Here is a 26,409-nt window from a genome sequence, read left to right on the forward strand (position 1 = left end):
CTCTAACGATCCGTCAAGTTTCTAAAAAACGTGGGAGTTCCCAGGCTCCTTTTTCGATCAGATATCTAGCGAATTCAAATTGATATTCTTTTAAGGCGATTCCCAACATTCAGCGGACTAGTTACAGTGTCGCGACAAAGCCGCTCTTACAGAGGATAGTTTTGAGATGGGCGCTAAGCCGAAAGAAAATCGGTTCTTTTTTCACTTCCAAAAAATCGAAATTAAGTCTCTTTTCTTTTTCGGAGTTTATCCCGATAGGGAAAATATGGAATCCAAAAACCTCAAATCTACCTGGAATTTGAAAAATGGAAAGATGATTCTCCCTTATGTATTACTCTTTGCCGGGATTATATTGACTTTGTCTTTGGGTTCTTTCGATGCAGGAGAACATGGAGTCGAGCACAACTTTTTTGGACGATTAGGATTTTATATTTCTTATGGAATGTTTTTTATGTTCGGAGCGGCTTCGTTTTTGCCCGGATTTTTTACGATCGGTCTCGGGGCGTTTCGACTTGTCAAAGAAGAATTGGAATTAACGAATCGACTTTTGTCTCTTCCCATATTTTTATTATGCTTCGCCATAACCCTTCAAATCACCGGACATGTTTCTACGATTCCTTTCGCATCCCAAGGAGGTTTTGCAGGACAACTTTTTTCCTCGGGTTTGGAATTCGTTTTCGGTGCGACCGGTAAGGTTCTTATTCATCTCATTTTTTACTTCTATGGTTTAATACTTTTGTTAAACGAATCACCTCTCCATTTTGTGGGGAGGGTTCTCGGAACAGCAGTGACAAAATACGGGATACAGTACGGTTTTGGAAAAAGCGGAGAAAATCTAGGGTCCCTTTTTCAAACGGCGGTGGAAAAATTTCAAAGAAGAAGAACGAATCTACCTTGGTTTTCCGCTCATACAGATGGAATACATTCTCCGAAACAGTTCCAGCAAGAGATACGTTCTCACAAACAGACTCAGGGACAAAAAGAAACATCTCCGTTACGGGATGCACTTCATTCCACTTTTGGAAAGGAAGGCGGGCTTTCCGATCTATTATCGAAGGTAGATACGAGTTCCATGGTGACTTCGGAAACTTCTCGGATTCGTTTTCAAAATCGGGGAGCTTTTACCGGAAACTTCGAGGAACAGGGTAAGGTATTTCGTTTTCAATCCGTTTCTCCTTCCCTTTCGGAAAAAATTCGGGAGCAAAAAACTTTTTCTGAAACTTCTTCCGGTTGGGAAATCATAGACTTTAGAACTTCCAATTCTTCGAGTATAAAACCCGGTGTTACGTTAGTCGTTCCTTCTTCTAAGGAGACCGATTTTTCCGATTCGAGCGGAGGAAACGAATCGGATCGAATGGATCCTTTCGTTCCATCGGAAGAAATACGGGACAAGGAGGAAGTTGCGTCCGAAGAAACTAGAACGATCCGGAATACCGGATTCGAAAAAGAATTTTCTAAGGAAGAGGGTATTAGTACGGATTCTAACGAAGTTTTGGAGGAATCTTTCGAAGAAAAGGAAACCTTGGATTCGGAATTCTCTCGGGGGGAAACTTCATTTGAAAACATAGAAACTTCCGTCGCTTCAAAATCTCGGAATGTTTCCTTGATGGATTGTATCGATTCATCTTCAGATTTTTCTTCGGAAAAAAAGGAAGATAAGATGGAATCGATTCCTTCTAAGACTCTCGTTCCGGAAGTCCGATCCAAACGTTCCATCTATCACGTTCCTCTTAAGAGTTTGAAAACGACTTCTGCGAAAATTCAAGATCCTTTATTTAAAATCGAATCGGACAAAGTAGCGCGTAAGATCGAAGAGATCATTCGCCAATACGGGTACGAATCTCAAGTCGTTTCCATGGAACGTGGACCGATCATCACACGTTATGAACTCTCTCCTCCTTTGGGAGTCAAACTCGGAAGAATTACTTCCCTTGCGGACGAACTTCGTCTTTATCTCGCGGTAAAGAATATCCGGATCGTAGCTCCGATTCCGGGTAAGTCCACGATCGGGATCGAGGTTCCGAACAGCATAAGAGAAGATGTGTTTCTCGGAGATATCTTACATCAAAACTTAAGTCTTCGTCCGAAAAAGGATCTTTCTATTCTCATTGGAAAAGATATTTCCGGAAAGTTAGTCGGCATCGATCTGAATAAACTTCCGCACTTGCTTGTTGCAGGAACTACCGGCTCCGGTAAATCGGTTTGTCTAAATTCCATGATTTCTTCTTTGGTAGTACATCTTTCTCCGGAAGAAGTTCGTTTTATCATGATCGACCCGAAGATGGTGGAACTCACTTTGTACGAGGATATTCCCCATCTATTGATGCCCGTTATCACCGATCCTAAAAAGGCGACTCGTGCCTTAGCTTGGGCGATTCAGGAAATGGAGGCTCGGTATCATTCCGTTTCCAAACTCAAATGCCGCGATTTTAAAACATATAATGAGAAAGTGGAACTGGGCGCACATCGGGACGGCTACAAAAAGATGCCGTATATAGTCATTTTTATCGATGAGCTTGCGGATCTGATGATGGTTTCGGGTAAGGATCTAGAAGATGCGATTACTCGAATCACTCAAAAATCCAGAGCGGTGGGGATTCACCTTATCATGGCGACACAACGTCCGTCTGTGGACGTGATCACAGGTCTCATCAAGGCCAACTGTCCCGCGCGTATGGCTTTTCATGTGGCTCAGAAAACAGATTCTAAGATTATTTTGGATCAAAACGGTGCAGAATCCCTTTTAGGAAAAGGAGATTTTCTTTATAAGTCTCCGACCGCCGCGGATTTGATTCGAATTCAATCTCCGTATGTTTCGGAGGAAGAAATCGAAAAGATTGTGGAAGAGGCACGCAAGTTCGGTAAACCTTCTTATGTGGATTTCGATCTGGAAGAAGAAACGGAAAGTTCGACGGTGGATGAAGAGGACGAACAACTTTTTGAACAAGCTTGGGAGATCGTTCGGACTGATCGTAAAGCTTCCGCAAGTTATCTGCAACGAAGAATGAGGATTGGTTACAATAAGGCCGCACGTTTGATGGAATTGATGGAGGAACGGGGATACGTCAGCCCTCAAATCGGATCGAAAGGAAGAGAGATTTTAAGAGCGGGTTGATCGAATCGTTTCCTTGAAACCACAATCAAATTTTTTGATTAGGAGCTTACGAATTTTTTCGTATCATCGTTGTTCATTTGTATAAAGATTCCTGCCCGATCACACCTCGGTAAAAGGCGGCTTAGGTGATTGTTATTTAAAATCATTTCGTGAAAATGACGTTATATGACATTTGTTAAAATATTGGGATAAATATAAATTTTTTAGGATTTTCTATAAGGGTTTTGAAAGAATCTAATCGGCTTCTAACTCATATTGAAATATGGGAAATTGGAAAAGAAACAAGTTTTGGGACAAGTTCTTATTCTTTAACTAGTTTTAAAAAATCAGGATCGTTCCAAAACTTTTCAAATCCGATATTTTTTCTAAAATGGCTCTTTTTCATCTTCAAATGAAGAGCCAATTTCATATATTTTAACATCTCCTTCTTTTTACCACGGGATGCACTTAGATTTGCTAAGTTAAAGGCAAGGCCCCCGATCGTAATCTTTTTAGGAATGAGCTTTTGTAAAAGAGGTTCATATTGAAAGTCGTTTGCCTCGTCCATATATACGATTAAATGGGTGGCAAAATATTCGCGTGCATTCATTTCCTCTTGGTTTTCCGCACCGATTAGAATTGCGTCTCCAATTCCGATTATTTCGCTTACTTCCTGAAAAGACTTTATAATATGATAAGCGTGGTTCATTTTTTGGGACATTAATCGTTCATTGAGCTTTCCGGCAGACCATTTTAGTACCCTATCTTTCAATTCCGATTTGGCGATTTCGGAACCGATTTCGTACAAGTTTATAGACGAACGGTAAGCCGTATCGAAATCCGATTTCGTTTCACCTTCCGTGTTTTCATCGTCAATCCAGTCTTTAAAGGTCCGATCGGTTGTTGTTTCCCAATAGGATGCGATATTTTCTTTCGAAATTTCGGATTCGATGAAGTTTGGATTCGTTTCCGAAGGAGGAGTATTGTTTTCCGCCGAGAGGGAGAAACTTAAATATATTATAAAAATATTGAATGTATATAGGAATTTTAAAATTAAATTCGATGAAGTATTGGAATTTTTCGGATTGATCATTTTTTTCCCGCCGTTGTCAGCATATTTACGATTTCTTTGTAACCGTTCTTTTGCGCATATTGTAAAGCATCCATATTAGCGTTGTTGAAAATTTTCGGATCGGCTCCTTTTTCCAGAAGAAGTTTCACGATTTCTTTAAAGCCCTTGTCTGCGGCGAACATTAAGGCCGTTTTTCCGAATCGATCTTGTAGATTTAAGTCTACGCCTTTTTGTATTAGATATTCCACAATATTCCTATCTCCGCGGCTGCTTGCGTAAATTAACAGAGACTTGGCTTCGGCGTCGATCGTATTGAGATCGAGGCCTTTTTCGGAGAGCAGTTTGAGTATCGCGAAATTACCTTTTAAACAAGCGTATACACCGGCGTTTTGTCCGTTATTGTCTTTGAGATGGATATCGCTTCCTTTATCGATCAAAAGTTGTACGATAGATAACGATCCGTACTCGACCGCGTAGATAAGCGGGGTTTTTCCATATCGATTTTTAGAGTTGATTGGATAACTTTTTGAAAGTAAAAGTTCCACTAAATTCGAATTGCCGGTTTCAATGGCATATGTCATTGAGCTATATCCTTTTTTGTCATACAGATTGACGTTCGCTCCCCGCTCAAGGAGGAGTTTTATGATCCCAATTTGATTGTTTTTAACAGCAAATATCAACGCGGTTTTAGAATAATCAGCGGCTCCGCTCGCAAGATCGATTTGCGCTCCTTTGTCCAAAAGGTAACGAACTAAGGATTCGTCTCCGTCCTCGGCTGCGATCATGAGCGCCGTTTTCCCACGTAACTTGCTCGAGCCCAGATCGTCGATATTCATTCCTTTTTCAAGGAGTAGTTCGACTATGGGTCGATCTCCCTGTGTAGCCGCGATTGCCAAAAGACTATATCCATCATCGTCTTTCACATAAAGGTCTCCGCCTTTCGCTAAGATGAGTTCGGCTATGTCCTTTTTTCGTTCTCGAATGGCTATCATCAAAGGGGTCTGGTTGTTTCGATCTTTAACGTTTACGTTGGCTCCTTTTTCAATCAGATATCTAGCGAATTCAAATTGATATTCTTTTAAGGCGATTCCTAACGAAGAACGGGAATTATTGTCTTTTTCGTCCATGCTAACGCCTTTTTCTATCAGTAGTTTTGCAATTGAGAAATTTTCCGCCTTGATCGCCAAACAAAGATAGTTACAATTTGCGGAATCTTTAAAGTTAAAATCCGTAACTTTGTTTAATAATAATTTCGTAAATTTCAGCAATTTTTCGTTGTTACTTCGATTTAATATTGCGGCTAACACGTTCTTTTCATTTGACTCTAAATCGATTTGAGAACCTTTTTGGACAAGTAACTCCGCTATAGGGAAGTTATCGTTCTGTATCGCCAAGTATAAGAGCGATTCTTCCTTTGAATTTTTCAGGTTGAAATTCGCGTTATTTGCGATCAAAAATTCGACCATCTCATATCTACCGTCGATCACCGCATAGAACAATGCGGACATTCCGCTTTTATCGACCACATCGACTTTTGCATTTTTTTTCAAGAGTAGATTTGCGATTTCTAAAGAGCCGGTCTGAGCGGCGGCTATCAGAGGAGTTTTTCCGGATTCATTTTTGGAATTGACATCGTAGCCGGAACGAATGAGAGATTCCGCCGTTTTCAGTTCTCCGTTTAATATGGAATCGACTAAAAGATTTTTTTGAGAAGAAGTTTCGTTTTTTTCCTCACTCACTGAATAGCTACTCGTATTACTTTTTGCTAAATGTGTCTCCGATAAAAAGTGTCGGTCTAACATAAGATCTAAAAAAAAGTCTAACATTTTCATTCTCCACGGATTGTATAAAAGATAAAATTAAAATAGAGTTTCAAAAAATTGGGAAAAGAACCGATTCAAAAAAGACAGGTTCACAAGTTCGATTCTTTTATTGAATCAGTTCTAAAAAATCAGGATCGTTCCAAAACTTTTTAAACTCCGGTTCCCTTTTGAAATAACTCTTGGGTTTTCCCAAAGCAAGGGCAATTTTCATATACTTCAGCATTTCCTCTTTTTTGCCGCGGTTGGAATTTAAACAGGCTAGGTTAAAAGCCAAGAGACTATTCGTAATTTTCGACGGGATGAAAGTTTCCATAAAAGTTTCATATTGAAAGTCGTTTGTTTCGTGCATATATGCGATTAGATCTCCGGCGAAATATTCTCGGATATTATATTCGTTTTGCGAATCAATGCCTTTGATGGTTCCGTTTCCGATGCCGATCACACGACTGACATCGTAGAATAATTTTAGAATATACGCGGCGCGATCCATTTTCTGAGTTCTTACGCTTTGATTAAAATGATCGCCAGTCCAACGTAAGACTTCATCTCTCCATTCGGATTTGGAACCGTCGGAACCGTTCCGATAAAAATCCAAGGACATAGTATAGGCGGCGTAAAATTCCTCTTTTGCCTCGCCTTCTTCGGCAGAATTTTCATTTTCGATCCAAGTTTTCCAGGTTCGATTCGATTGCAGCCGCCAATCCGATAAAAGATCTTCATCAGGAATTCCTTGATCGTTTTCGATGGAATTTTTTTCGTTCTCGAAATTATTATTTTCTTCCGCAAAAATAGAAAGGTTTAAAACAAGGAAGAGAATCGAAAGAAGACAAAATCGTTTTGGAAGGAACGAAGGAAACCGGCCTTCGAAAAAATGGAAAAAATTTTCTTCGAGTAAATGATACCGAAGAAAAACGAAACTTGCAGTGATTGGTCGTTTCTCAAAAGAGAATATGAAATCTAATTCTATATTCATAACGTAATTCTTTGCAAAAAATTTCATTACGATAACACAAAGGAACATATAAGGATTGTAAATGAATTTACTCGATTTTTGTATGTTTTGTGGTCTTGAATTATAAACAAAAGGAAAGTTACAAGATTCAGATTATAAAATATGATATCCAATGTGACCTTGTCTTTCATACTCGATCGTCTTTTCGTTGGTAATATCGGATTCACGTTATTTAAGGCGACTTTTCGCATCACCTCGTTGAGTGAACAAAAATTGCAAAAATATTTCCTGACATTGTTTCACGGAATAGGCGATGAGCTTCTTAAAGTTGCCGATGACAAAGCCCGGACTTGTGACTCTCGTTAAAGTCGTTTGTTCTATGTCCAGATTTTTGGTTGCACTACGTAGAGAGCTTCGCGGAACTATCTTTCGAACGAAATTGTCTTGGAATCAAAATTCGACAGATCGGGGTTGGTCTAAATTTTAGAAAGTGACAAGGTTTCCAAGGTATCCGATGTTAGTAAAAAAATCCCGGGAGATCCGGTTTTTCTCATGAAAAAAACAATCATTCTCTCTTTTTATATTTTATTTTTAGTCTTAGAACCCGCTTTTCTGGCGCAACCCGCGCATAATTGGAATTCTCCTTCCGAAGTCGTGAAACAGGTGAAGAAGAAGTTCAACGATCTGAGTTCCTACAAGGCCAATTTTCAGATTCAAACCGTTTCCAATAAAAAGAGTAAAAATATGAGAGGAGTCTGCCTTTACAAAAAAGGCGGAAGAATTCGGTATCAATTTAGTGATCCTTCCGGGGATGAGATCGTTTCCGACGGAAAAACTTTGTATATTTACATAGCCCGTCTGAATGCGGTGGGAAAGCAGGACCTTACGCTCAATAAATCGAATAAATCCGGTCCGATCTTTTCCAGTTTTACGGACGAAGGCCTTTCCAGAATTTTTAGAAAGTACCACTATAAGTTCGATTCGATCGAACAACCACAAACTTCTTCCAAGGATGGACGTAAATATTTCGTGCTCAATTTGGAACAACGGGAAAAAATAGGCGGTTTCGAAACCATGCTCCTTTATGTGGATGCGGAAACGTATTTTATTCAAAAAGCGGTCGCAAGCGACGGAAGAGGAAAGGAAACTACGGTCGAATTTTCCAACTTGGAAATCAATCCGGATCTAGAGGACGGACAGTTCAACTTTCATATCGGCGGAAACGCAAAAATTATAAACAACCCGCTTGTGTCGGAACAATAACCCTCAGTTCTAGAAGGAGAGAAACTTTGAATCAGAAAAGAGTAGGGCAAATTCTCCGCGAGGCGAGAGAAGAAAAAAAACTCAGTGTTAAAGATGTAGCAAAAGAAACTAATATCTCCGTGAAATACATTCTTGCACTTGAGACCGAGGATTATTCCCAGTTTCCGGGTGAGACTTTCACGATGGGTTTTTTGAAAAATTACGGGAGTTATCTCAAACTCGATACCGGACAACTCATCAACTTGTATCGGGGAGAAAAGATCGAAGAATCCCAAGCCCCACTCGAAGAGTTAACTCGTCCGACGGCTTCGTATTATACGAAAATCAATATGGATAAAAACAAGATCTTTACGATTGCGTCCGTACTAATCATCCTTATCTCCGCATATCTCATCATAGATAGTTTTGTAGGCTCTTCTTCCGGGGACGATGCGGTGGAGGAATCCGGTAAAAAACTGGATATTCCCGAGGACATCGATTTCCTTTCCCGTTCTATTCCGGAAAATCGAAGCGAATCTTTCATTCTCACACCCGATAAGGGAGTAAGTTTTTCCGTGAGCAATCAACAGTGTAAGCTGTTTATCGATTCGGTGGAAAAAGGAGGCGCCTTAAATACTGCAGTCCTTGCGTTTAACGTATATCCGGAACTTGCGGTGTATAAATTTCGTCTGAGCGAGGGACAGGAAAAAGTTCTGAGTTATACGATTCCGGAAATTTCAAGTCTTAGACGTAACGTTCGAATCATTGCTCAAGCGGTCACTGAAAATTCCGCAAAAGTTCTTGTGACCTTAAGTGAAGAGGAACAAAAACAGGAAAACAAGAATCATACGGTGGATAATACAAAAACGTTAGGTGACGTTCCGATTCAAGTAACTCTGTTTTTCAACAAGGTGAGTTATGCGGAATTTATCATCGATGGCCAGATGGGATTTAGAGGCCTTGTCCAAGCGAATGAAACTAAAAGCCTAGAAGCAAAGGATCGTCTCGAACTGAAAGTAGGGGATGGTTCCGCCGTGGAGATGATTCAAAACGGGAAACCTAAGATTACCTTAGGACGTCCTGGAAAACTCGTGAAGAAGATATTCGTGAAAACGCAGAACCCTTATGATAGTACTCAGTCCATCATCAAGGAGTTGGGAGAATAGGATTTTTGAATAAGAAATTCTACATCACCACTCTCGGTTGCCCCAAAAATACCGCGGACTCTATGAGTATGCATCATTCTCTTTTGGAAGAAGGATTTACTCCGGCCACTTTTGCGGAAGAGTCCGATTTTCATTTCATCAATACCTGCACTTTCATTCAATCTGCTACGGAGGAAACGATTCAGACGATTTTGTCCGCGGCCCAGGTCAAAAAACAAAATCATCAGAAACTGGTCGTAGTAGGCTGTTTTGCAGAAAGATATCCGGATAATATCAGTTCCGAAATTCCGGAAGTGGATTTGTTTTTTGGCACAGGCAGATATGCACAAGCGGGTAAAATACTGCGGGAAAAATTTCCGGATCTTTCTCCTCCGAAACGGGAATTCAACGATAGTCTATTAGAAAGATTGAAACTATCTTCCGAGATCGAAAATTATTCCAAACCGTACGCCTATGTGAAAGTTTCCGACGGTTGCAACCGCGGATGCTCGTTTTGTATCATTCCTTCTTTTCGAGGTAAGTTTCGGGAATCTTCCGTGGAAGATATTCTTCGGGATGTGGATCGTGCGATCCGTGCGGGTGCTAAAGAAATTTGTCTGGTTTCCCAAGATACCGTATATTACGGAAGGAATTCCGAAGTCCTTTTGGATATGGTCCGCAAAGTTGCGGAGATCGATTCCCTGGAAGTTTTAAGACTCTTGTATTTGTACCCGGATAAAAAAACCGAAAAGTTGCTTCGTCTAATGGGAGAAACTCCGAAAATTGCTCCGTATCTGGAATCCCCTTTGCAACATGTATCTTCCAAGATTCTAAAATCGATGAATCGAGTCGGGGAAAGTTCCACTTTCAAGGATCTTTTTGCCTTGGCCAGAGAGGTCAAACCCGGTCTCGAAATTCGGACTTCGTTTATCATCGGTTATCCCGGAGAAGAACCGGGTGATGTGGATCAGGTTCTGCGATTCATTGAAGAAACGAGACCGGAAAAGGTGAACCTATTTTCCTATTCCCCGCAGGAAGGAACCAAAGGAGCGGAGTTGAAACAAACCGTTTCCGAAAAGGAAAAGTCGAGACGAATCAATCTGATTCGGGATGTACACTTGGCGATTTTGGAGGAGATTCACGAATCCCGTATCGGTCAAACCTACGATGCGATTGTGGACTCGGTCGAAAACGACCAGGCCGTCGTTCGCAGGTTTCAGGACGCTCCCGAAATGGACGAGGTCGTGTATGTGGACGATATTTCCTTAATTCCGGGTATGATCGGAAAAATACGGATCGATTCCTTTTATGAATACGATATGAACGGAACCTGGATTTCTAAATGAACAAAGCAATTTTCAATATTCCTAATATTCTCACGATGCTTCGCGTTGTGGCGGTTCCTTTTTTCGTATGGTTTTTGTTCCAGAAAGAATTGGAATATCATATCGCCGCTCTTGTGCTTTTTTCCGCGGCTTCTCTCACTGATTTGATCGACGGTTATCTTGCCAGAAAATGGAATCAGGAAACCGAGTTCGGTAAATTTCTGGATCCTCTCGCCGACAAGATCGTCGTAACGGGTTGTTTTATTACGTTTATATTTTTGCAGGAACAGATCGAGTTTTGGATGGTTTGTCTGATCATAGGGCGGGATATGCTTATCACGAGTCTTCGTTATTTGGCGATCCGACAAGGGCAGTCGATCCGAACTACCATGCTCGGGAAGGTCAAGACGGTATTTCAGATGGGAGCGATTCTTTTGATTCTCGTATTTTTTATTTTGGTTTCGAGCAAAAAAAGAATTTTGATCAACGAGGTTTATGCTTCCGGAAAGGCGAGCGGCCTCACAGTGTTTGAAATCGCCACGGGGAATGCGATTTACTTTTTCCGAAATCTGAATAAAAATACCGGACTTGGAGACGTTATTTTCGGTTTGGGAGCTTTCGTTCCTTATTGGGGGATGCTCGTTACTACCGCGATCACCGTGATTTCCGGAATTCGATATCTCATTACCAATAATAAGGTTCTTCGACCTTCCCATATCAAAAGGATGTTTCAGAAAAATGGAACCAAGAGCAATCGTTCTTAAACTGATCGAACATAAACATATCAGTGTCGAAGAGGCCGAATTCTTTATGAATCGTGTGATGAAGGGAGAGGTTTCCGAAATTCTTCTTTCCTCTTTCGTGACTGCGATGCGTGCCAAAGGGGAATCCGTGGATGAGATACTCGGTTGTACCCTTGCCCTTCGTAAGAATGCACTCAAGCCTAAGACCGTATTTCCCTTTGATCTTTTGGATACCTGTGGGACCGGCGGGGACGGCCAAGGCACGATCAATATCAGTACTCTTTCCGCTATCACTCTCGCTTCTTTAGGAGTTAAGGTTGCCAAGCATGGAAACCGTTCCGTATCTTCCCATACGGGTTCGAGTGATATTCTCGCTCGTCTCGGGTATCAGACCGAAGCGACCCAGGAAGAAGTGGAAGCACATCTCATAAGTCGCGGATTTACGTTCTTATTCGCACCGATGTGGCATCCGTCCATGAAGTATGCGGGTTCGGTTCGTAAAGAACTTGGGTTTAGGACTGTGTTCAACATGATCGGTCCTCTTTCCAATCCGTTTTCCCCACAATTTCAGATCATCGGAGTTTACCAGCCGGAATTGACGGAGCTGTTCATTAAGGTTTTACAATACCTAGGTTTGAAACGAGCTTTGGTTTGTCACTCTCGGGATGGTCTGGACGAATTTTCCATCTTTCAAACCACAGATTATACTCTCTTAGAAAATGAGGTTATCAGTCGTCATTCTTTTGATCCTAGGACTCTTGGGTTTTCTTCCTTAAAAAGAGAGGAAGTATACGCCGATTCCAGTGAACATGCGGAAGTTTTAGCCAGAAGAGTTTTGAATTCCGAGCCGATTGCAGGAACACACGCGGTGGCTTTAAATGCGGGGGCGGGGCTTTTTGTGATGGGAAAGGTAAAAACAATCGAACAAGGTTATAAAACCGCATGGGAGACCCTCCTTTCGGGAAAAACGAGAAAGTATTTCGAAGATTTAATTTCCAAAGAGTAAACGGGAAAAATACTGGTAAGAGTTTGACAAAAAAGACCGAACAGGAAAGTAAATCATGATTTTTAATTTCAGCATATTACTACCACTGGCGCAGGCCGCCGGAGAAGGAGATAAATCTCCTTTTTCCACTTTACTTCTGATCCCGATTATGCTTGTGATTATGTATTTCCTGGTCATCCGCCCACAGAGGAACGAAGAAAAAAAACGCAAAGAGATGATTGGCGGTTTGAAAAAAGGAGACGAAGTGGTTACTTCCTCCGGAATTCACGGTAAGGTCGTAGAAATCAAAGACAACAACGAGGTTGTCGTTCTCAACATCGCAAAAGATACGAACGTATCTTTTACCGCGAGTACCGTTTTAAAGAAAAAACAAACTGACAAATGAAAAAAGCCGCGGTCTCAATTCTGATTTTTTTATTTCTAGGAAATTTGTCTTTGTTTTCTCAGGATGGGGAAGAAATCGATTTTTTAGAAAAGGTTTCAGAACCCAAAAAAAAGACCGTCGGTAAAAAATCTTCTAATTCCGGCTCTTCGAACGGTTCTAAAATTTCCAAAAAAAAAGAAAAAAGAAAATTCAAAAAAAAGAAGTCTAAAAAATCTTCTACTGTTCCGGCCAATCCGGAAAATTCAAAGAAGAAGGCGGAGCCGGACAATAACGAGGGTGGCTCTTCCGAAAATAATACTTCGAACAGTTCTCAGAATAACGGATCGAATTCCTCCAATACATTCAACAACTCCAATACACAAACCAAAGAGTACGTAGACGGACAGCCGCTCGCGAGTGTTGCCAAAACCGACCATCTGAGAGAATTACCCAAACCGTATTGGGTCAACGAAGAGATGAAGGTTCGTCCGAACAATCTGCCCGGCTATGCTGCCCCTATCGAATCCGAAAAGTCGGAGCAAGGCGCTTCCTTTAGGAGCAGTCTTTCCGAAATACTGAAGTTAGGCGAAGACAAAAAAAAGGAAGAGGAAAAAAGGAAAGTTCAAGGAGGGCAAAAGTCCGGTTCCTTTACAGGTTTTCTTTCCGAATATAAAAAACCCATTATCATTGTAGTATTTATTCTATTATTTGCTTTGTATCGATTGAAAGCGGGCAAATCGCGCGGCAATTCTAGTCGCAGATCCCCGGTTACGATCAATAAAATGAGAAGAGATTAGGAGTTTCCCTTGAAATCTGCGACATGGATTTTCCTGCCGCTTACTATTATTTTAGTGGCTACGGTAATACTTTATCCCAACTTTGCAACTAGAGAGTTGGAACTTGCGGTTAAGAAAGAGTTTTCGACCCTTCCGGAAGAGAAGAAAAAAGAAATTCTCTCCAAGTTTGAAGAACACTGGAACAAAGAATACAAACAATCCGGCTGGACGATTACTCCTGTTCCGACCGCTTTTCAGGAAGAATCTTATCTTTTGGTCAAAGGTAGATTCATCACTTCCGCGAAGATCAACCAAATCTCTCAGGAAAATCCCGAGCTGATTTTGGAAGCCAAAAACAAACTCCGTCCGACTTTCGTGGAGGAATGGATTACCAAAGGACGTCCTCTTACGATCAAACTCGGTCTCGACTTACAAGGTGGGATGCGGGTCGCCCTGAAGGGGGATTTCGAGGATTACGCGTTTAAACTCCGTGAAAGTTATATTAAAGAAATTGAAACTTTACAAAAGACTGTGGCGGATCCCTCCGCCGACGAAAAGGAAAAGAAAAAAGCTGAAGATCGTCTGAGCGAGATCGAAAGTTATTTTGAACTTTCTCCGAGCCGAAAACTTTTGGAATTGGAAAAGGCGAAACTCATCATCGATAATCGTCTTACGAGTCAGAATCTCACAGAACCTCAAGTGCGGATTCAAAAGGATCAGGATTCCATCGAGGTTTCTCTTCCCGGTGTGACTAACTCTTCCCAAATTCTGGAGGTCATCCAGAACACCGAAACCGTGGAATATCGACTGGAAGAACCCGAAAATTCGGCGGGGAACGGACTTACCTACGCGGCGATGATCCAACAGGAAGAAAATAGGCTTCTCGAACTGAAAAGAAGAGAAGAAACCGATATTGTTCAATATCAAAATATTGTAAAACAAAAATTAGGTAGGGCGGAACAGGATAAATTTCTGCAAGCCTTAGAAGATAAGTATAAAATTCCCAAGGATAAGTACAGGGTTTTCGCCTATTGGGCGAGGGGAAACAATCAAAATTCTCCTTTATTGCCGAGACGGTTCATCGTTTTGGAAAAAGCGATCGCTCTGGACGGAAGGGATATGAGGGATGCAAGGCCTTCCTTTGAAAATAATTCCTTCGGTTATATTGTTTCGTTTACGTTGACCAGTTCGGGAGCCGAAAAATTCTTCGAGATCACTTCTCAAAACAAAGGTAGAAATTTAGCGATCGTTTGGGGAGATAAAGTGGTTTCCGCTCCTACGATTCGCGGCGCAATTGCGGGTGGTGTAGCGCAGATCGACGGTTCTTTTGCCAAAGAAGAGGCGGTGGATCTTGCGAACGTAATCAGCGAAGGAGCGCTTCCAATTCCTCTCCGAGTTTTGGAAATGAGATTTATCGGACCCACTCTCGGGATCGAATCCATCGAAGTCGGTATGAAGGCGGTTCTGATCGGATTCGTTCTTGTCATGTTCTATATGATTTTGATTTACCGTCTTTCCGGTTTGGTGGCCAATATCGCCCTTTTTGCGAACATCCTAATCCTCAGCGCTCTCCTTTCCTTGATGGGATTTACTTTGACTTTGCCTGGTTTTGCCGGGATCATTTTGACCGTAGGTATGGCGGTTGACGCGAATGTGATCATCTACGAACGGATCAAAGAGGAATTGTGGGCCGGTAAATCCGCTGCGGTTGCGGTGGCGCAGGGTTTCGACAACGCATTCTGGACGATCATAGACAGTAACGTAACCACGTTGATTTCCGGTATTTTGATGATTCGCCTAGGAAACGGTCCCATTAAAGGATTTGCGATTACGCTTTGTTGGGGGATCGTTACTTCTCTTTTTACATCCTTGTTCTTCAGCCGTTTGGTGATGGATCTTTTGGTCAATAAGTTGGGAGTTCAAAGACTCCGGCTCGGCTTTAAAAAATTGGAGTATTGAGAATGTTTGACTTTATAAAATATAAATACGTTTCCATCGGCTTTTCCTTAGTTCTAATCGTATTCGGTTTTGGTTATACGTATTTTGTTCACGGAGGGTTTGCGAATTCTTTGGATTTTAACGGGGGACTTAGAACCGTGATCGAATTCGACCAAAATACGGACCGCAAAAAATTGGAAAGTTATTTTGCGGAAAATAAGATCGAAGCGGTGTTATTGCTCTTGGATAAAGAAAAACATCATTATCAAATCGATATTGGTCTTGGTTCTATAGATCTCATTCTACAAAAATACAAGGAAAAGAGCGGATTGAAACCTACGGACAAGGTGGAGCTTTCCGGTATCGACGCCCTTATCTCTATCCTGATTGCGGATTTTGGAATTGATAAAAGTAATGTACTCAGTGCCAATCAGGTTGGTGCGATCGTAGGAGGTGAACTTTCTTCTACTGGAATCACTCTGCTTGGACTAACGATGGCGATTATTCTCGCATATATTAGTTTTCGGTTTCAATTCAAATTCGCCTTGGGAGCAATTGTGGCCTTGACCCACGATTTAATATTGACTGTTGCGTTTATCGGGTTTTTCCAAATCAAACCGAGTGTTCCAATCATCGCCGCTCTTTTGACTCTCCTAGGATATTCGATCAACGATACGATCGTCGTTTTCGATCGAATTCGGGAGAATTCGTCCGGAAATTTAGATCAAACTTTCGGTGAGACCATCAATGCCGCGATCAATCAAACTCTAGGAAGAACGTTTAACACATCTTTTGCGACTTTGATCTCCATTGTTGCGATTATCATTGGAGGGGCGACCGAACTTTTCGACTTCGCTTATGTACTCACCTTCGGGATTATTATCGGAACGTATTCTTCCATTTTTATCGCGGCCCCTCTCGTGGATATCTACGACCATATTATACGAAAGGCTCGAGACTGATGACTCTGCTCCCGGAAGAATTTCGGGAGGAATTGCGTAAACTTTCCTTTTTATCGACGGGCGAAAGTTCTCCGAATCCGCCCGTTTCTTGTCTTATCACGAACGTTGACAACACGCGTATCCTTGCCAAAGGTCGGACTTCTCCAACCGGAGGGCCGCACGCGGAGAGAAATGCATATTACGAATTTGTAAAGAATGGGTTTTTCAAAGAACCGCATAATGTTTGGGTTACTCTTGAGCCTTGTACTCATAGCGGAAAAACTCCTCCTTGTTTGGATCTGATTTTAGAACACAAACCAAAGACCCTTTATTATGGCCGAAAGGATCCGAACCCGCTTGTTCGGGAGAACGAAGGATTGGAACTTTGTCGGCGGAGAGGAATTTTAGTTGTGGCTGAACCGGGTTTGAGGGAAATCGCGGAGGAAAGTTTGTTCGGATTCGTTTCTCGGATCGAAAGAAAAAAACCTTCTATGATTTTGAAGACCGCACTTTCCAAAGAAGGTTTTTTTTCCAAAAGAGATAAGTTTCCGGTCCGTTTTTCAGGAAATATTTCTAATCACTTAACGTCGATTTTACGGGCAAAGTGCGACGCGGTCCTCGTGGGACCGGGAACCTTGTTCCACGATAATCCCGGTTTGGAATTTCGGATCGGAGAAAATTGGCCGATCGATTTGAAGAAAATAAGGGAAAAAATTTTCGAAGAATATGACGGTTTAAATATCGGTCATAGGTTCGAAGCGGAATCTGGCTATAGAAACGTCGGGGCTCCCCACTTCCTGAAAAATATCCTAAAATATGGAATTGAGCCGGAAATTTTGGAAATCCACCGGAAGTTCCGGAAGCGATATCAGCCATATCGTGTTTTTATTATATTCGAAGAAAAGAATGTATCGGAAGGGTGGATTGAAAAACAAAAGGAGATCAACGAAAAAAACGATTCTAAAAAATGTGTTTTTCTCTTCAAAAGAGGTGCATTTTTTGAGGAAAGAACCGAAGAACGACTTCGATCCCTTACCGAAAAGGAAATTTATACCTTCGATCCGGAAACACTCGCGGAAGAATGTTTTGCATTTTTATCTTCGATCGGAGTGAATCTGTTGCTTGTGGAGGGGGGGAATCTGATGTACGAAACTTTCTTTCCTAAAATGCGGGAGAACGATCTCATTCTGAAAATTCAATCTCCTCGTTCCGTTTCCAATGGGATAAAACCTTTGCTTATCACGAATACAGAGACCTTATTTTGGAAAGTAAACGTGGGAGAGGATATCTGGGAGGCGCACGGATGTTTACGGGTTTAGTGGAAACCACTGGAAGGATTCTTGAAATTCAAGAAACGACCGAAGGAAGAGATTTTTTAGTGGAGACGAAGTGGACTCGGCCGGATCTCAAATTAGGTGATTCGATTGCGGTTAACGGTTGTTGTCAGACGGTTACCGAGTTTTTTGAGGAAGGAAACCGTTTTCGATTCTACGCCAGTTTTAAAACGTTGGAACTTACGAATTTCAAATTTTTAAAAAAAGATGCAGAAGTCAATTTGGAACGAAGCGCCCTTCCGACAACCCGTTTGGGAGGACATCTCGTGAGCGGGCATGTAGATGGAACCGGAAAAGTTCTTAGCAAAGAAGAAAGAGAGGGAGGAAGTGTGGTTTGTTATACGATCAGAAACGATTCTTCCCTTTCTAAATACATCGCTCCGAGAGGGAGTATTACCGTGGACGGGATTTCGTTGACTGTAGTAGATTCTCGTTCGAATGAATTCGATCTGGTTTTGGTTCCGGAGACTCTTAAAAAAACGAATGCTAAGTCTTGGAGTTCCGACACAATTCTCAACTTAGAAATCGATCTTGTGGCGCGTTATTTAGAACAACTTCTGAAATAGTTTTTGGTTTGAATATAATAAAGTTGTTGAAAGATTCCATAGTTCAGATTAACAAAACTGCTTCAATCGACCGTCTTCATGAAACAGAAATGAATGGAAAATGAATTTTTCAACAACTCTGATCTAAAAATTCTATAGCTTGATCTTACTGCTCGGGTGTATGAAAAGAATACTACGGATTTGTTTTGTAATGGGCGATTTTTGGACATGGCTGATTTTTATGGACACGTCTCAAATGATACGATTCTTTATTTGAGTTCGAGTTTTTTCGTTTTCTTGTCAGAAATCGTTTTGAAAATCCGTGCCGTACGTTTTGTTTCGAGATTATTTCTCCCTAAAAAACGACTTGCAAGAATCTAAAAGTTCCTCTTTCACTGAAGCTGTCTCAAAAATATCTTAGAATGACTGGAATCGGCATTTGAAGCAAAGACAAAGTATCTTTAAGATAGCTTCTAAAACTCAAAAAAATCTTATTTTGAAGGCCTAAACGTTATATCATTTTCGACGAGTTCATGATAAGTTCGATATTTAAGTTTCTGTAGCCAAATTTCAGTCCAATAGAAGAGATGGTAAGAAGATCTATGATTCAACCCATTGAGAATGCAATCGAAGAAATCAAGTCCGGGAGAATGATTATTCTTGTGGATTCGGAAGACCGGGAGAATGAGGGAGACCTTGTTGTTGCGGCTGAATTTGCGGATAAGGAAAAAATCAATTTTATGGCTACGTTTGGCCGTGGTCTGATTTGTATACCAATGGAAGCAGAGCGTCTCAAAAAACTCGGACTCAACAGAATGGTAGACGATTACTCTTTGGGAGACAAACACGGAACTGCGTTTACGGTTTCGGTTGATGCGAAGTATGGAACTTCTACCGGAATCTCTGCACAAGACAGAGCGATTACGGTGCAAACTCTTTTGGATGATAAAACTGTGTCTGCTGATTTGATGCGTCCTGGACATTTGTTTCCTCTTCAGGCCGTTCCGGGTGGGGTTTTAAGAAGGGCGGGGCACACCGAAGCGGCTGTTGATTTATCGAAACTTGCTCGTTTGTATCCTGCGGGTGTTATTTGTGAAATTATGAACGATGACGGGACTATGGCCCGTCTTCCTGATCTGGAAAAATTTGCAGAGAAACATGGACTGAATATTTATACGATCGAAGATTTGATTCGTTATCGAAGGGCGAAGGAAAATTTGATTCGCCTTGAAGTGGAATCCAAATTACCCACCGAATACGGCGACTTTACAATCCGAGCGTATTCAACTCTTATCGACGATAAGATTCATGTCGCTCTCATCAAAGGTGACATCAAAAAAGAAGAAACCACGATGGTCCGTGTTCATAGCGAGTGTCTGACCGGAGACATTTTTTCGAGTAACAGATGCGATTGTGGTCCGCAACTGCATTCTGCTTTGGAAATGATTTCCAAAGAAGGAAAGGGCGTGCTTCTTTACATGAGGCAGGAAGGAAGAGGAATCGGTCTGATCAATAAATTAAAGGCTTATAATATTCAAGATAAAGGATATGATACCGTCGAAGCAAATGAAAAACTAGGCTTTGCTCCGGATTTGAGAGATTACGGAATCGGAGCCCAAATTCTGAGAGAGATCGGTATTGGTAAAATGAAAATTTTAACGAACAATCCTCGTAAGATTGTCGGTTTGGACGGTTACGGTTTGGAAGTTGTAGAAAGGGTTCCGATCGAAATTCAACCGGGCTCGGACAATCATAATTATCTGATGACCAAAAAATTAAAACTTGGACACATGCTTGGTCTTGGTTAAACTTAAATCCCGTCGAGCGCCAATAGAAGCGAGACGTTGAGTTTTTTCGAGCGCCAATAGAAGCGAGACGTTGAGTTTTTTCGAGCGCCAATAGAAGCGAGATACCTTCGTTTTTCCCACCAGCCTTCTTGACTCCGTCAAATCAAAAGTATCCACTCGGAACTGTCTTATGTTCAAGAATCATACAAATCTAAGGATCGAAGCACAATGATCGCTTTCGCATTCATTACGTCGAACTCACACAATCTATTGACGCGACTTGTTTTAGGACTGGATTTTTAAGCCTTGATCGAAGAAACAAAGAATCGATATTAAAATCCAAAAACGAAACAAGACATTCCCGTTTCTGTCCCCTGTCTAGAACGAGCGAAGCGAAGTTCGTCAGTCCTCTGAACGGACAGTTTTGACCAAACTCTTTCGAATTTGTTCGTAAAGTGGTAATTTGCGGTAATTCCCCATATTCTAAAAATCGATCTATAAGAGTTTAGATTCCAACTTTTTTAGAAAAATGAATCTTCAACCACCGAACTCAGGTGATTTTTAAGGTTTGGATCTCCGGTGTTTCAGTTCTTACATGAAACAATCCTTGACCTATAAGCTTACAAATTTCTTTACTTTTAGAGGAGATTTAAGAATATTGGATCAAATTATCTAATAAATTAGATTTTTTTTCGCTTTGTTGTATGATTTGTCCGAGGAGAGAACGAAATGAAATTCAAATCTTTAAGAATTCCTTTCACTGTATTGTTCTTTGTTTCATTTTCATTGTTTTCAGAAACCAAACTTTTGAACGTTTCTTACGATCCGACTCGGGAATTGTATTCTCAGATCAATAAACTCTTCATCGCACATTGGAAGAAACAAACCGGAGAAGACTTGGTCATTCACCAATCTCACGGAGGTTCCGGTAAACAAGCAAGGGCCGTTATTGACGGATTGGAAGCGGATGTCGTAACCTTGGCTCTTGCGCACGATATCGAAGCGATTGCGGAAAAAACGAAACTTCTTTCCACCGATTGGGAAAATTTGCTTCCTCATCAAAGTTCTCCTTATACCTCTACGATCGTATTTTTGGTCAGAAAAGGAAATCCAAAAGGAATCAAGGACTGGGATGATCTTGTGAAACCGGGGATCGGAGTAATTGCGCCGAATCCTAAAACCGGAGGTGGGGCGCGTTGGAACTATCTTGCAGCCTGGGGTTACGCGAAAGAAAAATACGGGTCGGAAGAAAAAGCGAAAGCCTTTGTAAAAAGTCTTTATGCGAATGTTCTCGTTTTGGACTCGGGTGCAAGAGGTTCCTTAACCACGTTTGTACAGAGAAGGATCGGAGACGTTCTCATCTCTTGGGAAAACGAGGCTCATTTGGCGCTTCAAGAAACCGCAAAAGATTCGAGTTCCTCCGTTGAAATCGTATTTCCATCCGTGAGTATTTTAGCCGAACCTTCCGTAGCGGTCGTCACTAAAAATGCGGAAAAACACAATACTTTCAAAGTCGCCGAGAGTTATTTGAAATTTCTATACACTCCGGAAGGTCAGGAAACGATCGCGAATCATTTCTATCGACCTACGGATAAGAAGATCGCATCCAAATATAAGAGTTTATTCAAAAATTTGAAACTGTTCACGATTCGAGACGTTGCCGGTTCCTGGAAGAAGGCCCAGGAAATGCATTTTGCGGACGGTGCGATTTTCGATCAGATTACGAGCAAGGCTAAATAAAAAGTTTTCGGGTTCAAGCGGAGAAAATTGTGTCTACTTTGAATTTTAGGACCAAACCCTACGGAAAAACCGCTTTCGGTATTACGTTAGGTGTTACGATCACATACCTAAGCTTGATCGTCATTATTCCGTTAGGCGCTCTTTTTCTGAAAAGTTCCGGGATCGGTTGGGAAGGTTTTTGGAAACTTCTTACTCATGAGAGAATTTTATCCGCCCTTTACTTAAGTTTCGGAGCCGGAGCCGTTGCGGCGATCATCAATCTGTTCATCGGATTTTTGTTCGCATGGGTTTTGGTTCGTTATCGTTTTCCCGGAAAATCCTTGCTCGACTCTCTTGTGGATCTTCCTTTTACGTTACCGACCGCCGTTGCCGGAATCGCGCTCACTGCAATTTATACTCCCAACGGAGTCATCGGAAAACTTTTCGAACCTTATGGAATCAAGATTGCATATACTCCGGCCGGAATCGTAATCGCCCTCGTATTCATCGGTTTTCCTTTTGTCGTAAGAACGGTTCAACCCGTTCTGGAGGAATTTCCGAAAGAACTCGAAGAATCTGCGTATTGTTTAGGCGCCGATCGTTGGCAGATTTTTAGAAAAGTGATTTTTCCGGAACTTTTTCCTTCGCTCGTTACGGGAGCTGCGATGGCATTTGCGAGAGGAATCGGAGAATACGGTTCCGTCGTTTTCATTTCGGGAAACCTTCCAGGTAAAACGGAAATTCTGCCTTTGCTCATCGTCACGAAGTTAGAACAATACGAATACGAAGAAGCAACCGGAATTGCGTTTATCATGCTTGTAGTCTCTTTTAGTATATTATTGTGTATTAATATTATTCAGACGGTTGCCGCAAGGAAAAAGGGATGAGACAGGAATCTTTACTCGTTCGAAGTGTTCTTATCGGAGCGGTCTTTTTACTGACCGGATTGATTTTGATCCTTCCTATCTATACAGTTTTTCACGAGGCGTTCTCAAAAGGCATTCGGGCCTACTTGGAAGGAATTCAGGAACCCGATACGTTGTCCGCTCTTAAGCTGACTCTTTTGGTGGTTTCGATTGCGGTGCCTTTGAATACGATCTTCGGAATAGTTTCCGCATTTTCATTGACCCGTTTTGAATTTCCGGGAAAGAGTTGGCTTCTTACGATCATAGATTCTCCGTTTTCCGTTTCGCCCGTGATCTCAGGTTTGATCTTCATTCTTCTTTTCGGAAGACAAGGTTGGTTCGGGCCCTGGTTGGAAAAAATGGACATCAGAATCGTGTTTAACATTCCGGGGCTTGTTATTGCGACCATTTTTATCACTCTTCCTTTCGTTGCGAGAGAACTCATTCCATTACTCGATTCGACGGGAATCGAAGAAGAGGAAGCGGGACTTCTTTTAGGGGCTTCCCCGACCAAAGTATTCTTTAAAATCGTAACGCCCGGAATCAAATACGGGTTGTTATACGGAATCATTCTTTGCAACGCAAGAGCGATGGGGGAATTTGGGGCTGTCTCCGTTCTTTCCGGTCATATCCGAGGGCAAACGAATACATTACCTTTGCAGATTGAAGTTCTTTATAACGAATACAATTCTGTGGCCGCTTTTTCCGCGGCTTCTCTTCTCGTTTTTTTATCTTTAGTCACCCTAGTTGCAAAACAGGTCTTGGAAAGTAAGATCAAAATCACCAGAAAAGAAGAATTGTCCCAAGAAGAGGTATAGTCATGGGTATCGAAGTTAAGAATCTTGTGAAACGATTCCAAAATTTTACCGCCATCGATCGTCTTTCTTTGGAAGTTCCCGCGGGAGAGTTGGTCGCTTTGCTCGGTCCTTCCGGTTCCGGTAAAACCACTTTACTTAGGATTATCGCAGGACTTGAGGACGCGGATGAAGGCCAGGTGATTTTTGAAGGTCTGGAAGTCAGTAAGAAAAACGCGAAGGATAGGGGTGTGGGTTTTGTATTTCAACACTACGCGCTTTTTAGACACATGACAATTTTTGAAAATGTCTCCTTCGGTCTGGAGGTGAGAAAAAGATCGGAAAGGCCAAGTAAAGAAGCGATCCGAGACAAGGTGATGAGTCTTTTAAAGCTTGTTCAACTTGAAAATTTTCACAACCGTTATCCTTCCGAACTTTCCGGAGGTCAAAGGCAAAGGATCGCACTCGCTAGGGCACTGGCGATCGAACCTCGTTTTTTATTGTTAGACGAACCGTTCGGAGCTTTAGATGCAAAAGTCAGAAAGGAACTGAGGAACTGGCTCAGGCGCCTGCACGACGAAATTCATATCACGAGCGTCTTCGTAACCCACGATCAGGAGGAGGCTTTGGAAGTTTCGGATAAGGTGGTCATTTTGAATTCCGGCAAAATTGAACAGGTCGGAACTCCGGACGAGGTTTACAATCATCCTAAAAATTCTTTCGTATTTCACTTTTTAGGCGATGTGAATCTCTTTCACGGTAGAGTGCAAGGCGGTCAAACACAGCTCGGAGAAATCAAGGTGGACACTCCCGAACATTCCGAAATTGAAAGCGCATCCGCAGTCGGCTATGTACGTCCCTACGACGTGGAAATTTTGAGAGCGCCGATCGAAGCTCAAACGATTCCCGCGGAAATTCAATATATTCACTCGACCGGTAGAACCGTAAAGATCGATCTCAAACGCTTGGATACGGGGACGATCCTGGAATCACAACTCAATTCTTCGGAGTTCCAATCTCTCAATTTGCTTCCCGGCGAAACGGTATATATCCGTTTCAAAAAGGTAAAGGTTTACGTTGAAGATTACACGATCTAATCAGTTTTGGTCGATACATTTTTCCTAGAAAAATAATATAACGTGAGTTCTTGGAGTTCAACCTTTGCAAGTAAAGACGGGGCTCCAGTCAATAAATTGTATGAAAGAAACGTAATGCAATATTTCGTCTTTAGTTACAATTTATTGTGGAACACGATCTGTCGAACGATTAGAAAACTCAGCGAATACCTTTCTAAGGATCGGCATTCAAGGAGTGAGACGGCTTGAGTTACTTCGAGCGCCCATAAAAGCGATGCGGCTTGAGTTTGAGAGACAGTTTGGCTTTAGTTCCCCTATGCTTCAATCGCTTTCGCATTTGTTATGCCGAACTCACGTTAAATTTACTCGGGATTTTCCTTCAATCAAATCGGTAGGAAGCTCCGAGTAAAATCGCGGGTACATCCGATTGCAAAGATTGGGAATAATTTAGAACGCGAATATCGTTTGGACCGAACACCGAATGTAATACCGCCCAATCGTTTCCTTGGTTTGCGATTATTTTTTTGGAAAACAAATAATTAACCGCTAGGTCGATGCTCCATTTGCCTAAAAGAAAACTAATCCCTAGAGTCGAGAGTTGTTGGACCATGATACCCGCCTGTAAGGCGCTTATCCCTTCCGATCTCACTACTCCTGTGTTGTAACGGTAACCTCCTCTGTACATAAAAAAATCCGTTTTGTATTCAAGGCCGATTGCAGCGGCCCAGGAATCGTGATAGGCGATATTTTGAGAAATTGTATTCGTCTTTCCGAATGGGGTCGAAAACCAAGAGTCTTCCAATGTCTGTTTAAACGTTTGATTGTAGGAATTATAATTGTAATAAAGAAAGTCCAAACCAACCCGTAAGGATTCTCCGCCGAAGGAAAAACCGAGCCCGTGTTTTTCGGGGAGATTAAAAGTGGCGGATACTCCCGTCCTTCTATAATGATTCGCGTCGTTGATTCCTATCTGCATTCCTCCGTCCAAAGGAAGAATGTTTCTGGCCTGATAGGAATACGCAATCCGAAATCGCTCCGTGAATGTATAAGAAAGCCCGAATATAGCTCCCATAGAATACGCATTCCGGCTTTTATAATCAAAACCTTGGCCGGGAATTTCCAGAGTATGAGTGATATCGTAAAGTTTTTGATAAGCGATTTGTTTGGAATAGATCGTTTCAATTCCAAGACCCACTGAAAAATTTCCGAGTCGATACGCGAGCGCGTTCGTCATCTTTACGACATAAAAGGTGGTCGACAGATCTTCTTTGATTTTTCTCGAATCTCCGATCGGTCCCGGAATATCCAAACCGGACCAATCTCTCAGAGATCGACCGTCGGGAGTCACTCTGAGAATTCCATTTACATGACCGCTTCCCCCTCCTGGAACATAAATCCCCGCTCCATAGTTCAATCGATCCGTGATCGGAAGGTTCAGGCCGAAGTAGGGCAAGGGCGCAAGAATATTATAATTTTGAGAATTACTATACGCGGTTTCCGGGCTCGCATCCGTGAGTCGATCCGTATATTTGGAGCGAATGTAGGGAAGGCCGATTCCGAATTCGAGACCGCCTTTTTGACTTCGTGTCAGATTTGCGGGATTGGTCGCTACGTCCATCGGAGAACCGCCGATCGCAAGATTGACTCCCGCCATTCCTGCATACCGGGTGTTGTGGGATGGTTGGAAGATTCCCACGCCTAACAAAGGACTTACGAATACGGTCCCGATTAAGAGTGAAATTTTAAAGCCGAACAAAGGAGGGAGTTTCTCTTTTTGCATCGGTAAACTCTTTTCAGATTTAGAATTCTGAAAAGTTATTTTTCTTTT

At 41.9% G+C, this 26,409-nt stretch carries 21 protein-coding genes and 1 pseudogene; 18 read left to right on the forward strand and 4 right to left on the reverse strand.

Translation table 11 applies throughout. The features are described 5' to 3' along the window. The first annotated feature begins 265 nt into the window (after positions 1-265). Positions 266-3,115, forward strand: a complete 2,850-nt coding sequence (locus CLV95_RS12330) for a DNA translocase FtsK (protein WP_002764899.1) — start codon at positions 266-268, stop codon at positions 3,113-3,115. A gap of 194 nt (positions 3,116-3,309) precedes the next feature. After that, positions 3,310-3,405, forward strand: a pseudogene (locus CLV95_RS20245) (HTH domain-containing protein); the annotation flags it as partial. A gap of 11 nt (positions 3,406-3,416) precedes the next feature. On the opposite strand, the gene CLV95_RS12335 reads toward CLV95_RS20245, so the two are convergent. The 3 genes from CLV95_RS12335 to CLV95_RS12345 form a co-directional block, all read right to left on the reverse strand. Beyond that, positions 3,417-4,187, reverse strand: a complete 771-nt coding sequence (locus tag CLV95_RS12335) for a TPR end-of-group domain-containing protein (protein ID WP_002735365.1) — start codon at positions 4,185-4,187, stop codon at positions 3,417-3,419. Next, a complete protein-coding gene (locus tag CLV95_RS12340; RefSeq protein ID WP_016749182.1) occupies positions 4,184-5,992 on the reverse strand; it encodes an ankyrin repeat domain-containing protein in 1,809 nt (602 codons plus the stop codon). The genes CLV95_RS12335 and CLV95_RS12340 overlap by 4 nt, the downstream gene beginning before the upstream one ends. A 103-nt stretch (positions 5,993-6,095) precedes the next feature. Beyond that, positions 6,096-7,010: a TPR end-of-group domain-containing protein gene (locus tag CLV95_RS12345; RefSeq protein ID WP_002723683.1), complete on the reverse strand. Its 915-nt coding sequence runs from the start codon at positions 7,008-7,010 to the stop codon at positions 6,096-6,098. Positions 7,011-7,493: 483 nt separating this feature from the next. Between CLV95_RS12345 and CLV95_RS12355 the strand changes: the two genes are divergently transcribed. The 16 genes from CLV95_RS12355 to CLV95_RS12430 all read left to right on the forward strand — a co-directional run bounded on the left by CLV95_RS12355 (position 7,494) and on the right by CLV95_RS12430 (position 24,602). Continuing rightward, positions 7,494-8,204 carry a LolA family protein gene (locus tag CLV95_RS12355; protein ID WP_002723675.1) on the forward strand — a complete coding sequence of 237 codons (711 nt, stop codon included), beginning with the start codon at positions 7,494-7,496 and terminating at the stop codon, positions 8,202-8,204. A 26-nt stretch (positions 8,205-8,230) separates the two neighbouring features. Beyond that, entirely contained in the window at positions 8,231-9,349 is a 1,119-nt protein-coding gene (locus CLV95_RS12360; protein WP_002723703.1) for a helix-turn-helix domain-containing protein, read from the forward strand. Positions 9,350-9,354: 5 nt separating this feature from the next. Further along, positions 9,355-10,674, forward strand: a complete 1,320-nt coding sequence (gene rimO, locus CLV95_RS12365) for a 30S ribosomal protein S12 methylthiotransferase RimO (RefSeq protein ID WP_016749184.1) — start codon at positions 9,355-9,357, stop codon at positions 10,672-10,674. Continuing rightward, a complete protein-coding gene (pgsA, locus tag CLV95_RS12370) occupies positions 10,671-11,417 on the forward strand; it encodes a CDP-diacylglycerol--glycerol-3-phosphate 3-phosphatidyltransferase (protein ID WP_002723701.1) in 747 nt (248 codons plus the stop codon). The genes rimO and pgsA overlap by 4 nt, the downstream gene beginning before the upstream one ends. Continuing rightward, positions 11,392-12,402: an anthranilate phosphoribosyltransferase gene (gene trpD / locus CLV95_RS12375; protein WP_002735369.1), complete on the forward strand. Its 1,011-nt coding sequence runs from the start codon at positions 11,392-11,394 to the stop codon at positions 12,400-12,402. Before pgsA ends, trpD begins: the two co-directional genes overlap by 26 nt. Before the next feature lie 55 nt (positions 12,403-12,457). Next, positions 12,458-12,787, forward strand: coding sequence for a preprotein translocase subunit YajC (gene yajC / locus CLV95_RS12380; protein WP_002723697.1), 330 nt, complete (start codon positions 12,458-12,460; stop codon positions 12,785-12,787). Beyond that, entirely contained in the window at positions 12,784-13,563 is a 780-nt protein-coding gene (locus tag CLV95_RS12385; protein ID WP_002735407.1) for an SRP-less Sec system protein, read from the forward strand. The genes yajC and CLV95_RS12385 overlap by 4 nt, the downstream gene beginning before the upstream one ends. A 9-nt stretch (positions 13,564-13,572) precedes the next feature. After that, positions 13,573-15,501 (forward strand): protein translocase subunit SecD, encoded by a 1,929-nt coding sequence (gene secD / locus CLV95_RS12390; RefSeq protein WP_002735352.1) that lies wholly within the window; start codon positions 13,573-13,575, stop codon positions 15,499-15,501. A gap of 2 nt (positions 15,502-15,503) precedes the next feature. After that, positions 15,504-16,442 carry a protein translocase subunit SecF gene (gene secF / locus CLV95_RS12395; RefSeq protein ID WP_002735447.1) on the forward strand — a complete coding sequence of 313 codons (939 nt, stop codon included), beginning with the start codon at positions 15,504-15,506 and terminating at the stop codon, positions 16,440-16,442. Next, complete coding sequence (locus CLV95_RS12400) at positions 16,442-17,740, forward strand: bifunctional diaminohydroxyphosphoribosylaminopyrimidine deaminase/5-amino-6-(5-phosphoribosylamino)uracil reductase RibD (RefSeq protein WP_002735428.1); 1,299 nt, start codon at positions 16,442-16,444, stop codon at positions 17,738-17,740. The genes secF and CLV95_RS12400 overlap by 1 nt, the downstream gene beginning before the upstream one ends. Beyond that, the gene (locus tag CLV95_RS12405) at positions 17,725-18,321 is read left to right on the forward strand and encodes a riboflavin synthase (protein ID WP_002723670.1); all 597 of its coding nucleotides are present in this window, start codon (positions 17,725-17,727) and stop codon (positions 18,319-18,321) included. The genes CLV95_RS12400 and CLV95_RS12405 overlap by 16 nt, the downstream gene beginning before the upstream one ends. Before the next feature lie 581 nt (positions 18,322-18,902). Next, positions 18,903-20,108: a bifunctional 3,4-dihydroxy-2-butanone-4-phosphate synthase/GTP cyclohydrolase II gene (locus CLV95_RS12410; protein WP_002723708.1), complete on the forward strand. Its 1,206-nt coding sequence runs from the start codon at positions 18,903-18,905 to the stop codon at positions 20,106-20,108. A 708-nt stretch (positions 20,109-20,816) separates the two neighbouring features. Beyond that, complete coding sequence (locus CLV95_RS12415) at positions 20,817-21,827, forward strand: sulfate ABC transporter substrate-binding protein (RefSeq protein ID WP_002735420.1); 1,011 nt, start codon at positions 20,817-20,819, stop codon at positions 21,825-21,827. Between the two features lie 29 nt (positions 21,828-21,856). Beyond that, positions 21,857-22,693, forward strand: coding sequence for a sulfate ABC transporter permease subunit CysT (gene cysT / locus CLV95_RS12420; RefSeq protein ID WP_002723713.1), 837 nt, complete (start codon positions 21,857-21,859; stop codon positions 22,691-22,693). Then, positions 22,690-23,529: a sulfate ABC transporter permease subunit CysW gene (gene cysW, locus CLV95_RS12425; RefSeq protein ID WP_002723672.1), complete on the forward strand. Its 840-nt coding sequence runs from the start codon at positions 22,690-22,692 to the stop codon at positions 23,527-23,529. Before cysT ends, cysW begins: the two co-directional genes overlap by 4 nt. A gap of 2 nt (positions 23,530-23,531) precedes the next feature. After that, positions 23,532-24,602 (forward strand): sulfate/molybdate ABC transporter ATP-binding protein, encoded by a 1,071-nt coding sequence (locus CLV95_RS12430; protein WP_002723679.1) that lies wholly within the window; start codon positions 23,532-23,534, stop codon positions 24,600-24,602. A 358-nt stretch (positions 24,603-24,960) separates the two neighbouring features. Here CLV95_RS12430 and CLV95_RS12440 read toward each other — a convergent pair whose 3' ends face one another. Beyond that, the gene (locus tag CLV95_RS12440) at positions 24,961-26,361 is read right to left on the reverse strand and encodes an OmpP1/FadL family transporter (RefSeq protein ID WP_002736796.1); all 1,401 of its coding nucleotides are present in this window, start codon (positions 26,359-26,361) and stop codon (positions 24,961-24,963) included. Positions 26,362-26,409: the final 48 nt, after the last annotated feature.

It is taken from the genome of Leptospira borgpetersenii serovar Javanica (assembly GCF_003046425.1).
GTDB lineage: Bacteria > Spirochaetota > Leptospiria > Leptospirales > Leptospiraceae > Leptospira > Leptospira borgpetersenii.